The organism is Nereida sp. NH-UV-3, assembly GCF_042939535.1.
Classification (GTDB): domain Bacteria; phylum Pseudomonadota; class Alphaproteobacteria; order Rhodobacterales; family Rhodobacteraceae; genus Nereida; species Nereida ignava.
Genome location: NZ_CP132157.1, coordinates 969413 through 984862 on the forward strand (window position 1 = coordinate 969413; position 15450 = coordinate 984862).

18 protein-coding genes are annotated in these 15450 nt (G+C 51.7%); 8 read left to right on the forward strand and 10 right to left on the reverse strand.

The genetic code is table 11. The features are described from left to right. Window positions 1–6: 6 nt before the first annotated feature. From NeNHUV3_RS04780 to NeNHUV3_RS04790, 3 genes are all read right to left on the reverse strand, one after another. Entirely contained in the window at window positions 7–240 is a 234-nt protein-coding gene (locus NeNHUV3_RS04780; protein ID WP_391482811.1) for a hypothetical protein, read from the reverse strand. Then, window positions 237–935, reverse strand: coding sequence for an AAA family ATPase (locus NeNHUV3_RS04785; RefSeq protein ID WP_391482812.1), 699 nt, complete (start codon window positions 933–935; stop codon window positions 237–239). Before NeNHUV3_RS04785 ends, NeNHUV3_RS04780 begins: the two co-directional genes overlap by 4 nt. 65 nt (window positions 936–1000) lie before the next feature. After that, on the reverse strand, window positions 1001–1792 hold the full coding sequence (locus NeNHUV3_RS04790) for a hypothetical protein (RefSeq protein WP_391482814.1): 792 nt from the start codon (window positions 1790–1792) through the stop codon (window positions 1001–1003). Between the two features lie 449 nt (window positions 1793–2241). Here NeNHUV3_RS04790 and NeNHUV3_RS04795 point away from each other — a divergent pair, with 449 nt between their 5' ends. The 8 genes from NeNHUV3_RS04795 to NeNHUV3_RS04830 all read left to right on the forward strand — a co-directional run bounded on the left by NeNHUV3_RS04795 (window position 2242) and on the right by NeNHUV3_RS04830 (window position 8933). Next, entirely contained in the window at window positions 2242–2709 is a 468-nt protein-coding gene (locus NeNHUV3_RS04795) for a hypothetical protein (RefSeq protein ID WP_391482815.1), read from the forward strand. A gap of 335 nt (window positions 2710–3044) precedes the next feature. Next, window positions 3045–3371: a DUF6626 family protein gene (locus tag NeNHUV3_RS04800; RefSeq protein ID WP_391482816.1), complete on the forward strand. Its 327-nt coding sequence runs from the start codon at window positions 3045–3047 to the stop codon at window positions 3369–3371. Window positions 3372–3527: 156 nt separating this feature from the next. After that, complete coding sequence (locus NeNHUV3_RS04805; protein ID WP_391482818.1) at window positions 3528–3884, forward strand: hypothetical protein; 357 nt, start codon at window positions 3528–3530, stop codon at window positions 3882–3884. Window positions 3885–4664: 780 nt separating this feature from the next. Then, window positions 4665–5018 carry a hypothetical protein gene (locus NeNHUV3_RS04810; protein WP_391482820.1) on the forward strand — a complete coding sequence of 118 codons (354 nt, stop codon included), beginning with the start codon at window positions 4665–4667 and terminating at the stop codon, window positions 5016–5018. Between the two features lie 82 nt (window positions 5019–5100). Then, window positions 5101–5847, forward strand: a complete 747-nt coding sequence (locus NeNHUV3_RS04815) for a hypothetical protein (RefSeq protein ID WP_391482822.1) — start codon at window positions 5101–5103, stop codon at window positions 5845–5847. Between the two features lie 85 nt (window positions 5848–5932). Next, window positions 5933–7132 (forward strand): DUF1611 domain-containing protein, encoded by a 1200-nt coding sequence (locus NeNHUV3_RS04820; RefSeq protein ID WP_391482823.1) that lies wholly within the window; start codon window positions 5933–5935, stop codon window positions 7130–7132. After that, the gene (locus NeNHUV3_RS04825; RefSeq protein WP_391482825.1) at window positions 7129–8238 is read left to right on the forward strand and encodes an alanine/ornithine racemase family PLP-dependent enzyme; all 1110 of its coding nucleotides are present in this window, start codon (window positions 7129–7131) and stop codon (window positions 8236–8238) included. Before NeNHUV3_RS04820 ends, NeNHUV3_RS04825 begins: the two co-directional genes overlap by 4 nt. A 413-nt stretch (window positions 8239–8651) precedes the next feature. Further along, window positions 8652–8933: a hypothetical protein gene (locus NeNHUV3_RS04830; RefSeq protein ID WP_391482826.1), complete on the forward strand. Its 282-nt coding sequence runs from the start codon at window positions 8652–8654 to the stop codon at window positions 8931–8933. Window positions 8934–9738: 805 nt separating this feature from the next. On the opposite strand, the gene NeNHUV3_RS04835 is transcribed toward NeNHUV3_RS04830, so the two are convergent. From NeNHUV3_RS04835 to hisD, 7 genes are read right to left on the reverse strand one after another with little or no spacing between them, the layout of a single operon-like run. Then, entirely contained in the window at window positions 9739–10851 is a 1113-nt protein-coding gene (locus NeNHUV3_RS04835; protein WP_391482828.1) for an alpha-hydroxy acid oxidase, read from the reverse strand. Further along, window positions 10851–11405, reverse strand: coding sequence for a sulfopyruvate decarboxylase subunit beta (gene comE, locus NeNHUV3_RS04840; protein ID WP_391482829.1), 555 nt, complete (start codon window positions 11403–11405; stop codon window positions 10851–10853). Before comE ends, NeNHUV3_RS04835 begins: the two co-directional genes overlap by 1 nt. After that, complete coding sequence (gene comD / locus NeNHUV3_RS04845) at window positions 11402–11908, reverse strand: sulfopyruvate decarboxylase subunit alpha (RefSeq protein ID WP_391482831.1); 507 nt, start codon at window positions 11906–11908, stop codon at window positions 11402–11404. Before comD ends, comE begins: the two co-directional genes overlap by 4 nt. A 47-nt stretch (window positions 11909–11955) precedes the next feature. Continuing rightward, complete coding sequence (locus tag NeNHUV3_RS04850) at window positions 11956–12366, reverse strand: universal stress protein (protein WP_391482833.1); 411 nt, start codon at window positions 12364–12366, stop codon at window positions 11956–11958. A 28-nt stretch (window positions 12367–12394) separates the two neighbouring features. Continuing rightward, window positions 12395–13375 carry an alcohol dehydrogenase catalytic domain-containing protein gene (locus tag NeNHUV3_RS04855; protein ID WP_391482834.1) on the reverse strand — a complete coding sequence of 327 codons (981 nt, stop codon included), beginning with the start codon at window positions 13373–13375 and terminating at the stop codon, window positions 12395–12397. Next, on the reverse strand, window positions 13372–14133 hold the full coding sequence (locus tag NeNHUV3_RS04860; RefSeq protein ID WP_391482836.1) for an SDR family NAD(P)-dependent oxidoreductase: 762 nt from the start codon (window positions 14131–14133) through the stop codon (window positions 13372–13374). The genes NeNHUV3_RS04855 and NeNHUV3_RS04860 overlap by 4 nt, the downstream gene beginning before the upstream one ends. A gap of 4 nt (window positions 14134–14137) precedes the next feature. Further along, the gene (gene hisD / locus NeNHUV3_RS04865) at window positions 14138–15445 is read right to left on the reverse strand and encodes a histidinol dehydrogenase (protein WP_391482838.1); all 1308 of its coding nucleotides are present in this window, start codon (window positions 15443–15445) and stop codon (window positions 14138–14140) included. Between the last annotated feature and the right edge of the window lie 5 nt (window positions 15446–15450).

Consider the following 15450-nt stretch of genomic DNA (forward strand, 5'->3'; position numbering starts at 1 on the left):
GTCTGCCTATCCATAATGTTGCTCCAGCATGGTGCAGATTTGTGTTTGCTCATCTCCGGTGAGGGTGGCCCACCGTGCAGCGAACGCACGGGCTTGGGTGGCCGTGAGGACTGTTTCTGCGAGCGGTACAAACTCTACCTTCGGCGTTTTTGACGTCTTTGCGGCGGCAACAACTTTGCGCAGTCCGTAAAGTTCAAAGAGCTTCAGTTCAGTTTTGAGGTTTTTGTCTCGCTCGCTCATGGTGTGCCTCCAGAAGCTTGGTTCAGGACGCTCGCAACAGTGGGAGGCTGAACGGAGGCTGTAGATGCAAATTGCTTTGCCGCCTGCACCTGCTCTTCCATGTAGTCGATGAAGTCACGCGCATCCCCACTGAAGTTTTGCAACAGCTGCGCAACACCACTTTGGGTCACCCGCGCACCTTCTGCAGCAAGGATCGCTTGAGCACGTGGCACCCAGTCTGTGTTTAGCGGCCTTTGAACCTCAACACAGCGCATCCGGCTTTGCAGAGCAGGCTTAAGCTTCTTGATGTAATTGGTGCTGGCCAAGAGCTGTACGCTTTTATGCTGTTCAATGAACGTACGGGTCTTGCTCGGCAGCGCATCCTCAACTTCATCGATCTCATCAATGATGATTAATGCAGGTGTTCCGGGCGCCCACATCTGCATCTGCGCCATGTTCAGGATCCTATCAAAGAGCCCCTTGCCCGCATCTGCACCGTTAACTGTAAAATCATCGCTCGCGATACCAGCTTGTGCGAACTGCGCTTCAACGACCAGTCGCAGAGCTTCTGATTTACCCGTTCCCGGTTCTCCATAAAGCAGCAATGGTTTTGAAGGACGCGCTGTTGCATAGCGCATGATTGTGGCGGCAACTGTGGGATCTGCAAACACAAGATCCTGCACAGCCTTCGGCCGATGACGTTCCTCAAAAGTCATATAAACTCTCCTAAATTGAATAAGGCATGAGCTGCGGGAACATGCGCCCCGCAGCGTCAATCGGATTACTCAGCCGGTACTTGCTGGCTATCGGTAATGCGCACTTGGGCACCCATAGCCGCAAACAACTTAGGGGCAAAAGTTTTAACATCCTCAGCACGGCGCTTGGCCACATCCACAGCCTCAAGCCCTTTTTGGTCATCTTGGGCTTTCTGATCGAGGTACTTGCCCGATGCCACCAACACGGTGTCGATCACTTTGGCTTCGTTGTTGCCGAACAATAGATCACCAGTGCCGTTAGAATTGCAGCGGATCAGCCCCACAACATAATCCTCATCATACTCACTATTGGGCTGGATAAATTCTGGCAGCGCAAAAGACGCCACAGGAATGCGCGCCATGTTCAGACCCGTAACAGCGATCTGTTTATAGTCATCCGCCGTCATCTTCTTGCCGTCTTTGATCTTCGACACCCGGCGCACTTCTTCAACACCGCCGCACTGCTCGATGTAACTCGTCAGTGTCTGCTCAGGAGCTTTAAGATCATAAGCAATCGTCAATAGTCGACCATAAGCGATTTCTCGATTGCCTTCTTTGCCAAAGACATACCGGATAACCTTTAAGCCAAGGCTCGTACTGGTCCGAGGCTTCATAGAGCGATCGGTCAGCAAAGAGTTTAAAGCCCGGCGCTTGGCGGTATCGTCCTTCATTTCAGTGAACACTGCAAAGCAACGCTCCAAAATAGCATAGAGCTCATCATTCGCAGATTTGAGCGTACCTTCTTCCCAAACAGCGCGTGCTTTGGAGATTTGATCGAGGGTGTTCTCAAGTTGGGTTTTGTAAGTTGTAGCAGACATAATCTGTCCTCTCAGTTGGTTGATAACAAACGGCTCTAACGACCGTTTCACACTGCTGAGAATCAACAGCGCACACCCACTTTGCTGGACAGCCAAGCACTTTGGCTTACCTAACGAACGTGTTGGAACTCGTTGAGTCACCTAATCAAGCCCATTGTCGCCGGTCACGCATAGCGCCGACTTACAAACACGCTCAGCCTTCCTTCACCCCAAAACCGCAACAGAGTAAAAGCCCAAATCCACCCTATAAAGACGCTCCTGGCTGGAAGTGTTCAGTCTATTATTATTGGTGGCTATACCTGCGCTACAACGATGATTATCGATCCACCTGCGCTCATAATGGTGATGGCCCCTGCTCGCAGCTCTATGTTGATTTTGGGGACATTTTCGCACACAGCTTCAGAGCCTGGTGGTCTACCCACTACACACTCTTTGCGGAGCCACAGGCAGTGACCTTCACAAAAGATGCCCAAGTATTCGATGCTAACGCTGACATCGTAGACGTGCAAATAGATCTGTCGTTAGGGTCTGAGGCCGTCGAGCGTAGCCTCAAAGATCTACACAGCCAGTTACTCTTTCCCAAAAATACAGCACTCTACCGCTCAGCTGCACGCTATCCTGTCGCCAGACGTCCCGTTCTAATGAACCTGCACCGTCACCTAGCTGTGTTCAAATTACGCAAATCCAATCCAACATTGCCCGATGAGCAAATCGCTGACCGCGTAGGTCTGCACGCAGCACAGCAAGCAAGCGGCATTTCCAAAAGCTATATGGAGCGTCTCGGCTACTCGACCAAAGACATCGACGTTGAACTGCGCCGCGCCAAGCGTAAAGCCATTCAACATGATTTACGCTGCGCTCAGCACCTGATCGACGGCGTTGGCAAAGGTCAGTTCCCTGTTCGCACAAGCGGCTAACATGGTTTGTAAGGTTGATAACCTCTAACGCTAGCATATCGACCACCGACACAACCTAAAGGATATTAACCTTACCTCCTGTTTTTGGAAGTTTCGCGCTTAGTTACAACGGCTTGTAGCCAGTGCTTAATCTAACCTCCCCAAAAACTTCACTGGTTTAAACCAGCAAACTAGTTTGCGGTGTTTGAAAGCAAATTTCCCTCAAAACACAAAAAGGAGAGCTGTGTTTCACTTGTTTTGAACGGGTAAATCCTGAGCACTTCATCAATAAGTATGGCCGTGGGCCGGCTCATTTAAACTAAATAACAATGAACATCAGTTAACGAGGAGATGTCATGAGTATCAAACTTCTTGAACATATTAGAGATGAGCTAATCAGCTCAGGGGCTGCTGCTAATACCCCTGAGTTTTGCCAAGCCTGGCTGGGGCGCAGTGAGGGCTACATCCGCGTATTGCGCTACAACCGCATTGAGCCAAGTGTGGAAACACTGACTGTCTGCTCCAACAAGCTGGGGCATTATGCAGACAGTTTACGCGCCAGTGACGCCCAGTCCCACCAACAATGGGTAAAGCGCTTTGATCGCCTTAAAGCCCTCTGCGATCAGGCCATAGCGCGCCAAGCAGAGGCGGTATGGCGTGAGCCTGCAAGGATGGGCGTATGACATACATATATAAACTCTTGCATGTGACATTACAGCATTCTTCGAAATGGGTTCTGCAGCCGCAAAAATCTGCGCTGCGGTTTTTTAGCGGGAAGTACTTACAGAAGCTGGGTGGTGATTTTGCATCACCCCATTTTGTACAGTTGGGTGTTGCGCATGGATGATCGTGACGAACTCCGCAGACTAATCGATGTCATAGAGAAAGGCTCTGGCACAGGAAGTCTTGAGCAAGCCGTTGATGACATTAAGACCTTTGCCAATACCGCAAGTTTCTTGGCCAACAAGCTGGACACACGGCTTAAGGGTGGCGACGTCAAAGCCAAAAAGCAGCCAAAGTCCCGTATGGGTAAAGCTATTGCAGCTGTGCCAAAGCTAGGTGCGTCTAAGCCCCCTGCTCAAGCCCCACAGCAATCCACGTCAGGTATGCCCCAGGCTACCAGTACGGCAACGTCACAAGCAGATTATGACAGGCTTAAGTCGCAAGGGACGCAGGGAACTGTGGGTGGCTTGTAGTGCAGTGGCACCCAGTGCGCTCTGTAAGCAGCTGTAAGGCGGTGAGTTTGGTGGGATCGCTATGTGTGGTAGTTAACGCGGGTTGACGCGGTACGTGCGCTTTTAAGTGGGATATATGCGGGTGTTGGAATTTGTAGGGCTTGTAGGTTTTGGTTGTGAGAAGACGTGAGAGGCATAGTCAAAACGGTTTCAGCTATAATATCTCGCAATGCGGTCGCTCGTGATGTGCCGTTAAGCACTGAGCCATTCATTCACTCTTCTGACCGCAAGAGAAATTGTGAGCCTTACGACCCCGCTCAGATGCGCTTACCTTGTAAATCCAATGTGTAGACCCTACATAACAATCACGGAATTTGTGGTGCTCTGCGGTAAAATTCTATTAGCCTGTCAGAGCACACCACAGTCATTAATTATGAAAAATTCAGCTGTCATGTCTTGTAAAAGGGGTCTGATGTTTGGGGAGGTTGCCAATGTTATTGAGCACGACCACATCACTTGCGTCCTTTTTTCATGCATTTGTGTTCACAGTTAACACAGATGAACTGACCGTGAGCGAAAATAGAACGTGTTGGCAGGCGCGGAAGGTATGCAGAGTCATAGCGTTGCTAAGCGTCCACAGACAAAGGAATTTATACTGATCAATTTGTACGCTGGAAAGTCACAGCTGCGCGTAGTGGATCACCGAGACCACGAGCCGGCTCTTGTGCAGAATAAGGCCAATGCAAACACGTACGTAGTCAAAAATAGTGCGGCGGCGCTTTCTCCGTCAAAGGACCAAAAATGAAATTTCCCGAATCGACAAAACCTGCTGTTTCCGGTGCCTTGGTCGGCGCAATTGCTGTCTCTATTCTTGGCTTCACTTGGGGCGGTTGGACAACTGCAGGCAGTGCGGATGAAATGGCTCAGCGCTTTGCCGCTGACGAAGTCACATTGGCGTTGGTGCCCGTATGTTTGGATCTCGCACAAACTGATCAAGAACGCGCTGCAAAACTAGCAACACTTCAAGACGCTTTAACATTTCAGCGACGCAATGTGATGATGGAAACAGGCTGGGCTACATTGCCAGGTACTGATACTCCAAGCCGAGATCTAGCAGACGCGTGTCTTGCGAGGCTTGAGTTAAATGGATCATAAATCACAGTTAATGAAGCCGCGACTTCCGCAACCTAGCATTGCCCTTAGCCTAACGGACACACCAACATTCATGACTCTGTTCATGAGTTCGATTATTGCGATCCTGCTGTTTACACTACCTGTAACTGCCCAAACCGCTAGTCAGCCAATGCCTGATAACGCCAGTGTCAAAAGTTATGGTGAAGGTTGGGAATGTGACCCTGGATACAGGCTGAACAAAAATACCTGTGCCACTGTGATTGTGCCGCAAAACGCATATGACACGAACCGGTCCTACGGATCTGGATGGGAATGTCTGCATGGGTTTCGCAGGACCGATGAAACTGCATGCGTTGCAGTAGAGGTGCCTGAGGGTGGGTTTTTGGATCCGTCAGGCGAACGGTGGCAGTGTTCGCGTGGCTACATCAAAGTCGATGACACATGTCAGGAGATAGTGTTGCCAGAAAATGCATACTTGGTAGATGCCTCATATGGCTCTCGATGGACATGCGAACGTGGGTTCGAAAAAACTGGCGACTTGTGCACTGCCATTGCGGTTCCAACCAACGCCTATCTGACTGGATCAGGATACGGTCAGCCGTGGACATGTGAGCGTGGCTTCTTTGAACAGGCTGGACTGTGTGTAGCTGTCGCGATCCCCATAAATGCATATTTTGACGACGCAACCTACGGCACAGGGTGGAAGTGTGAACGTGGATACCAGGCCTCACGAGAGGCATGCAAATTGATCGACGTTCCCCAAAACGCGCATCTGGACAGGTCGGGCAACCGTTGGCAGTGCAACAAGAATTTCCAAAAATCAAAAGGGCTGTGCGTTCTTAACAACTAGGCCCACGCCACGGCTCTATTCCCATTCAAAAGACACATATGAGGTAAATTCTGCCCTTCGTGTCAACCTGTGAAAGAGATCCAAAATGGACAGCAAATCTGAAACTTTCAAAGCCATTCACCATACTGCCAGGGGACCGAAAGCTCCCCCAATCAAACAGAATAAATCCGTAGGCTTGACGTCAGGCAGGCGGATCACGGCCTCACCGACGGCAGTCATCTATTGCGAGGGGAATTTCGCGCAAATCGATGGCAAGACGGCGAATGGCCTTGTGCGCAATTCGCAAGCCTATCACATCCTTTCTGTTATCGACAGCAACTGTAGCGGCCAAGACAGCGGGATCGTTCTTGATAATGTCAGCAACAGCATACCTATCTTTAGTCATCTTGACGCTGCGGTCGCTCACGAAGCCGTCATTCCCAACACGCTGATCTATGGTATGGCCCCTTCTACCGGACGTCTCTCAGCTGTGGACCGAGGCGTTATTCTCCAAGCTATTCAATTAGGCATGAACATCGTAAGCGGGCTGCATGAATTCCTGAGTGATGACGTTGAGATATCCAATGCTGCGTTTGAACAGAAGGTTACGATCCGCGACATCCGAAAGCCAAAACCTAGTAAAGACCTGCGCTTGTTCAATGGCAGTGTCGCTAATGTCAACGCGCTGCGCATTGCCGTTCTTGGCACCGATTGCGCGATTGGTAAACGCACAACGGCGACCATTTTGGCGCAAGCATTGAATGCGAAGGGCATTAAAACAGTGCTTGTTGGTACGGGCCAGACCGGCCTGATGCAGGGTGCGAAATACGGCGTTGCGATGGATGCCGTGCCTCCTCAGTTTTGCTGTGGCGAGCTTGAAGGCGCTATTGTTGCGGCTTCTGAAGCGGAACAGCCCGATGTAGTTTTAATCGAAGGTCAAGGTGCTTTGAGCCACCCCGCTTTTTGCACTTCTGCTTTTATCCTTCGGGGAAGCCAGCCAGATGCTGTCATCCTTCAGCACGCACCAAAACGTGCTCACCGCTGTGACTTTCCCAATATGCCGATGCCTTCTGTCGCCAGCGAGATCGCCTTGATCGAAGCATTTGCTAGTACAAAAGTTATAGGTGTCACGCTCAACCACGATGGAATGTCTGACGAAGAACTTACAGCCACTATTGCGGCGCAATCCGAAAAACTCGCGCTACCCGTCACAGATGCATTAGCGAGACCGGCTGCACATCTGCTTGCCATGGTCGTCAACGCATATCCAGGATTGATACAAAGGCCTGTAGTGACGGCAATATGAGCTGCCCGCGCATTGAGGTGGATTTGGGCAAGATAGGGCGCAACACACAAGCCCTTGTCAGACGTTTAGGCACACGTGGCATTGGCGTCACAGGTGTGACTAAGGCTGTCTGCGGGAATCCGGCAATTGCCCGCACAATGCTTAGTGGCGGGGCTGTGGGGCTTGCAGAAGCCCGTTTGCGAAATGTGCAAAGGTTACGTACGGCAGGCGTGACATGCCCCATCACCCTGATCCGCACGCCGATGTTAAGCCAAACAGAGCAAGTGGTTCATTATTGTGACTCGAGCTACAACACCGACGTTTCGGTCATTTCAGCGTTGGCTGCAGCTGCGATCCGACAGGGTTTTGTTCACGGTATCATCTTAATGGTCGAGATGGGCGACCAGCGGGATGGGATCTTGCCCGAAAACCTGACAGATGTAGCGCGGCAGGTCATGAATATTCCGGGTGTTGCTTTGCGGGGAATTGGAGCAAATTTTGCATGCCTAAATGGGGGGGCTCCAACGGAGTTACAAATGAAGACCCTTAGCGGGTTGGCTAATGAAGTTGAGCGTTTATGCGGTCCATTTCTTAAGTTCGTATCCGGCGGCAATTCTGCCAACTTACCGTGGGCGTTTGGTGGTCATTATACTGGTCGGATCAATGATCTAAGATTGGGCGAGGCGATCCTTCTGGGGGTGGAACCTCTCTCTGGTAAACACATCGACGGGATGCACACAGACGCGTTCACACTTGTTGTTGAGGTGATTGAAACCGATGCAAAACCTTCACCCTGCCCGATCACCTTTTTCGATCAAACACGCATCGACCTAGCTGGTGCTGCCACTGCACGCGTAATTCTCGCGATAGGACATCAAGATACTGATATTTCTGGGCTTTTAATGCCAGATGGCAGCACATTAATCGGTGCGACTAGCGATCACCTGGTCATCGGAACACGCCAATCTCCACCAACTGTGGGGGGCGAGCTGAGATTCCAGATGAATTACAATGCACTGATGCACGCCATGGCCGCGCCTGACATCAAAGTGGAACTCTTGGGCGGTGCGACACAACGGCCACCACAGCGCGCTCGAGGTGACTTCGACTACTTGGCATTAGTTTGAAAGATCTGGCCTGCTCCAACCGACCTTAAACTGCAAAGGAAACTGCAAATTGACCGAACTTACCAAAAGCAGCCTGTTCAAAATGTACGACGCCAAACCGGAAACCGCTTTAGACAAGACGACACGTATAGTTAGGCAAATAATCGACAAAGAAAGGGCACAACGCGACGCTAAGAATTCCCGACTTCGCAGCGCCCGCCTTGAAAAAGAAGCAAACACGCCTCCAGAAACCAAAACCTCGAAATCGTCGAGATCGTGTCGGACGAATGGTACTTCAACGCAGTAGTTTACTTACCGCCACTTTGTCTTCCGCAAGGGTTTCGCGAGAAACCCCGCACTTTAATCACGTTGATATTGATTACGGCTGCTCTTAGCAGCTTTCAATTGTCCCAGCCATTCACAAGGATTCATCGATGACAGATACAGACCAGCCTCGAGAAAAAATTCACTACATCTGCCAGACTTATGTCGTAACAGAGGCTGGACGCAATGAGCAGACAGGCCTGAAGGTTGCCAAGCAATTTGAATATTCCACGGCGTCTGAAGCACAAAACAGAGCCGAACGAGAGGCGCTATCCGACAACTGCGTGGGTGCCGACGCCTACATGGTCGTTGAAGACCCAAAAAGTGGAGAAGTTGGCGAACCAAGTTTCCTTATACGGCTCGGCAACGTTCCTGAATTTGACGATTTCTAGAAGTGTCAGAATAGCTGTGTATTTACGCGCATTGGGTAATGCCTGTTTAATCAGCTGATTGAGTTTGCAAAATTATTGCTGCACACTCTGCCAGCCTAACAACTGATTAAGGTGTTCAACACAGCGTTTATGCCCTGCCCTCAAAATGACGCGATAAACACACTCGCACGCACACCAAAAATATTGCCATGTAAGCCGTTGATAATAAATGCCTAACTTACACCACCTCCATTGAAAATCCTCGTGTCGGTGGTTCGATTCCGCCCCCGGGCACCATTTATCAAGCAATATCAATGACTTAGAAGAGCGTCATACACGCTTAAGTTGTGTTTTTCAAAAACACACCATAAACACACTTTTTGCCGTGTTGCTGACTATTTTAGGCGCTGAATCACGGTGTTGAACATAGTGTTGGCTAGTGCTGTGTTGCAAACACTGTGTTGGCAGAGTTTTGGTTGAACATGGCTTGGGACACACAAGGAACGTGATTGCTGGCTTTCTGACTAGAGCGGACATTCAGGTCAGGCGCGACGAAGATTAGGTTTGAGCCCAACCTGTGAGTTTAGTCTTTATGCTGCATGCGCTCGCAGCGTTAAAGCTCGAACAGCTACGTTGCAAGTTAACCAGCCATTCATGCGAAGCGCATCGAGTTTAATGCGAACAGAGATTGGCGCGGCTGAACCGCATCTAATCTGTTTTGACTACCTAATGTGTTACGTTTGCAAAATGTAGGAATGCTGCGAACGTTTCGCTTCGCTCGTTGAGAACATAATGACTCATCAGAACTTGTTCACGGGATGATTGCTTAACTCAAAGAATGAACAGGATTTCTCAAAAGCAAAGTCTGACCAGTCTGGGCCATCGCGATGCTCAGCTCGTCGCTGAGTATAGCCCAAAGCCGGTGCAGTCCCCGCTCCCCTCCAGCTGCGATGGCGAACTGAAGGATACGGCCCAAGAACACAAAATCTGCCCCTTGGTGCAGGGCACGCAGGACATCTTCGCCGGACCTTATGCCGCTGTCAAAAAATAAAGGAAAATCAGGACCGACCTCTGCACGAATCTCCTGCAGCATTTCGATCGGGGTTGGCGCACTTTCCAATTGGCGGGCACCGTGGCTGGACACTTGGATACCATCGACGCCCACTTTTTTTAGCTCTGCGGCATCTTCTACGTCTAGCACTCCTTTAACTACAAGCTTTCCCGGCCACATATCACGCAATCTAGTAAGCGTACCCCATGTAGCTTTGGCGCGGCTTTCGGTACGATCAAAATCGTAGCCATCCATCTCAAAGTTGGCCATTTGGGGCTTGCCGGCTGCAAGCTGTGTTAGCGACCACCGTGGGTGAACAGCAAAATCAATAAATTGACGCGGCCCGATCGAGAATGGCATTTTGAAACCGTGCCTCAATTCGCGTGGACGGCGGCCGACTTCTGGTACGTCAACGGTCAGCACTAGTGTAGTATAGCCTGCGGCCTTGGCTCGCTCGACTAACTTGAATGTACCATCCCCATCGCCAGAGAAGTAGAGTTGGAACCAGGCGTGCCCGTCAGCCACCTCGATGATCTGCTCAAGTGGTGTGGAGGCCACAGTCGACACACCATGGGGCACTTTGTATTGTGCAGCCAGCCGGGCTAGCATCAGATCAGCTCCCGGTGCGCTAAGATTGCACATACCCATTGGTGCAATGCCAAATGGGCGCTCGGCGTGTGTACCAAACAGTGGTACACTGAGGTTTCGGGAGGACACATCGCGTAGAATGCGGGGCCGCAAGGTTATGGAATCGAGGGCAGCACGGTTGCGCACTGCCCCTGTTTCGCGTCCGGCAGAACCGTCAATGTAGTCAAATACCATCCACGGCAGGCGCCGTTTCGCAATCAGCCGTGCGTCCTCAGCACTATGGATGGCATCGACAGACATTAAGCTTTTACGGCTTCCATAAAACGATGGCGAATGACAACCGGGTCCATTGTAATGACGGGCAGTTTAATATTCCCGCTGTCACATTTGCACACGATGATGGTCATCTGGTCGCTGTCCACTGCCTCTTGCAAAACAGGCCCAAGGTCTTTGTCCTGGACCTCGATTACGTTCTCGCAGCCACAGGCACGCGCCACATCGGTAAGGTTGGTTTTCATGCCTGCATAGGTTGGTTGATCCCCAGTTGATCCATAGGACCCGTTGTCGATGATCAAAAGCGTGTAGTTGCCTGTCGCGTTATTGGCGATCGTGGGCAGCGTGCCGAGGTTGGTCAGAACAGACCCGTCCCCGTCAATTGAGATCACAGGCTTGTCTTGAGCCAACGCCAGACCAAAACCAATAGAAGACGACAAACCCATCGTGCCAAGCATGTAAAAATTACGCTCATTGTCGTCGATCATGTGCAGCTCTTGACTGGGCAGACCGATGTTGCAAACAACAAGGTTAGGATTGAGGATTGGAGCGATTTCTTTCAGGATTTCAGAACGGATCATTGGTCGCCATAGCCTCCCCAGAAGTTGGCGTCGGTCAAGATCGCCACAGGTTTGTTGCACATGAAGGTATATTTTAGAATGTTGTCAAATTCTTTGACATCATCTTTCCAGTGGAAATGATAGGTTGGGATATTCAACTGAGCCAACAACGCTTTTGTGTGAACTGCCATTTCGACCTGACAGGCCACAGGTTCGCGCAATTCGCCACGATAGGAAATGATCATCGGCAGTGGCATGCGGTAAAATTGCGTTAGCGTCGCCAATGTGTTGATCGTCACACCGATTGCGGTGTTCTGCATGATGATGGCAGGACGTTTGCCGCCCATAAAGGCACCAGCGCATAAGCCCATGCCTTCATCTTCTTTGTTTGAAGGGATGTGGAAGATGTCTTCGCGCGCATCAACTTCCTCTATCACACCAGCGAGCTGTTTACACGGCACTGTGGTGACAAAAGAGACGTCGTTTGCGACAAGATCATCTACGATCTTCTTGTCGATGTTCATAAGAAAAAGCCTTTCTGATTGGATAGAATTTGTGAGAGATGGCTACGTCAGGCACTACGGTAAACGTGCACAGCGCAGGGCGCATGCCGCACAACACGCGCAGCAGTAGAGCCCAACAAATAGTCGCTGAACCCCGGTCTATGTGATCCCATGACGATGCAATCGATGCTGTGCATTGATGCATAATCAATAATGGAGCGATAGGTATGTCCAACGACCATCTCGGCTTTCACACCGCTTAGGTGTTTAGTCTTTGCATGCAATTCGGCCCGTGCCCTTACAAGCCCATCTTGTTTTGCTTGATTATCAACATATGCCTGAACAGATCCTTGCGGCGCTTCATAGACATGCAGGGCAATAATCTCACCAGTGCCGCCGTTCAGAGCTTTGGCAATCTCCAGGGTGCCTTTAGACACACCATGGTCAAGCGCCATCGGAACAAGGATTTTTTGATACACGGGGTAAATCTCCGATAGAGTGTCGTAATTACGACCAAGGGTTCAAAATGATTTTCGGCATCGCCACTTTGCCTGCACGAATGTCAGCAAAAGCGCTTGGGCCGTCTGCTAAGGGCCGAATTTGTGTCCAGTCCAACGGACCAAGTCGCCCGTCGAAAAGCGCTGCAGCCGCATCGCGGAAATCAGCAGCCGTATATGTGTATGTGCCGATAAATGTAATCTCTTGCAAAGTGGCGCGGCGCACGTCGAAGCCAGGCTCATCATCACCCAAGCCCACATGCGCGATAATGCCACCAGGTTGCAAAAGCCTGGATGCAGAGGCACGTGTTACTCCAAAGCCAACCGCGTCGATCGCGATGGGAAAACTTTGATCAGTTGCGGCAACCGCAGTCTGACCCGCTTGTTCACACAAGAAAGCGCATCTAGCGGGATCAGGTTCAACGATTGTCACGTCGTCCAAGCCCATCGCTTTCAGTGCGAGGGACGCCGCCAATCCAATGGCCCCACCGCCGATCACTAATGCGCGTTTTTCCATCGCAGGATGCAGCGCCTGAAGCGCCAGTCGGGCAGCATGCCAGCTAACAGCCAAGGGTTCCGCCAATGCCGCCTTTTCCAGTGACACATGATCTGGCACCTCCACCAGATTAGACAGTGGCATCACCAAATATTGCGCAAAGGCACCTTCGCGTGGGGCCATGGAAATGATCTGACGATCTGGACACAAGTTTTCGCGGCCTGCTTTGCAAGCAAGGCATTCGCCGCAAGTCACCAGCGGATTTATAGTGACGCGCATGCCGTCATGTGTGCCGCCTTTGATCGTCCCAGCAGCCTCGTGTCCCAAAATAAGCGGTGCAGGACGACGTGCATCGTGGCCGAGATAAGCGTGCATATCGGATCCGCAAATCCCAACGGCCTCAACTTTGATCAAATGCTCTCCGGCTTGCGGAATGGGATCTAATACATCCGTGAAACTGAGTGTTTCAACACCCTGATAAACAAGCGCTTTCATTTTGCGGTGAACCCCCCGTCGACCATAAGAACCTGACCTGTGACGAAGGCTGACGCATCCGAGCACAAGAACAGGATCGGACCGTCCATATCTTCCAGCATGCCATTGCGACCCACGCAGGTTTGCGCAGCATTGCGGTCGGCACGTGCCGGATCGTCAAACACCGCTGCCGTCAGTTCCGTCGGGAAGAACCCGGGTCCTATGGCATTTGCCGTGATCCCGTAGGGGGACCACGCTTCGGCCATGGCGCGGGTCAATTGGCTGATAGCACCTTTACTGGCACCGTAGGCAATCCCACCGGGAAAAGCCCGTGTGCTTTGCAACGACGCAAAATTCACAATGCGCCCCCAACCTTTGGCTTGCATTGCAGGCATAAAAGCCTGCGACACAAAGAAGGGCGCATTCAGGTTCAGCGCAATGGTTTGATCCCATCCGTCAGGCGTCACGTCATCTGCCGCTTCCCGCGTATTGACGCCAGCAGCATGAACCAGAATATCAGGTGCCCCGAATGGGGCGGACACATCGCGAACCAGTTGCGCCAAGCAATTTCGATCCGCCACATCGGCCACGACTCGCGCAGCGCTTGGGCCAATTTCAGCACAGAGGCTGTCCAAAGCCTCTGCACGTCTTGCAATCCCCACAACCGATGCTCCAGCCGCGGCCAGCGTGATCGTAGCGCGCCGTCCAAGGCCGGAACTGGCGCCGGTAATGCAGGCCACTTTGCCAGACAAATCAAAAAGGGGGGCGGTGTAGGCCACGCGCTTAAACTTCAGCTGTCAGGTCAAAGTTTTCGCCGGGGAAGTATTTGGCGAGGCGCACATCTGCAGCGCGCGCGTGCCCTTCCATCCCCTCTAGCCGTGAGATACGGGCCGTTGCAATCGCTACATCCTTGGAGGCTTCCTGCGTTGCGCGCTGCCATGTGACGATCTTCATGTACTTGTGCACCGACAGACCACCCGTGTAACCTGCCGCACCAGAGGTCGGCAGCACGTGGTTTGTGCCCGACGCTTTGTCCCCGTAAGACACCGTGGTTTCTTCACCTAAGAACAACGACCCGTAGCAGCTCAGGTTTTGCAGCCACCAATCGAGGTCTTCGGCCATCACGGTCAAATGCTCCGGTGCGTATTCGTCGCTGCATTTTGCCATATCAACACGGTCGGCACACACGATGACTTCCGCATAATCGCGCCATGCAGCAAAGGCGTTGTCGCGGTTTAGCTGTGGCAAGTCTTCGATCAACGCGGGCACACGCGCCATGACATCTTCAGCCAATGCACGGTCGTCCGTGACCAGCCAAACTGGAGAATTGTATCCATGTTCGGCTTGGCTGACCAAGTCGGTTGCAACGATGTGCGGATCGGCACCTTTATCGGCAAGGATCAAGCTGTCTGTGGGACCAGCAATCATGTCGATGCCGACGCTGCCGAACAGAATGCGTTTGGCTTCAGCCACAAATTGGTTGCCCGGACCGACAAGAATATTTGCCTTGGGTAACCCAAACAAGCCATAGGTCATTGCGGCCACGCCCTGCACGCCGCCCATAGCCAAAATCTTGTCTGCGCCGCAGATGTGCGCGGCATAGATAATGGCGGGGGCCACACCTACGCCAGGGCGCGGTGGTGAACAGGCGGTGATGTGCTTACACCCCGCAACTTTTGCTGTGGTAACGGTCATGATTGCGCTTGCGATGTGGCTATAGCGCCCGCCAGGCACATAGCAGCCTGCGGCATCAACAGGGATCGCTTTTTGGCCCGCCACATACCCCGGGCTAATCTCCATCTCCACATCCGCGACGGTACTTTTCTGCAGCTCGGCAAAGCGTTTGACGTTGTCATGCGCAAACTGGATATCGGCCTTCAGCTTTTCAGGCACCAAAGCGCTGGCAGCCTCGATTTCGGCGTTGGTCAACATCACGTTGCCTTCATATTGATCGAATTTAGCGGCATATTCCATGGCCTTAGCGTCGCCGCCTGCTTTTATATCATCCAGAATCGAAACAACCCTATCGTGGACGTCAGATGCGCCAGACGCCGATGTAAGCGTCGCTTTCTTGAGATATTCACGTGTCATTTTTA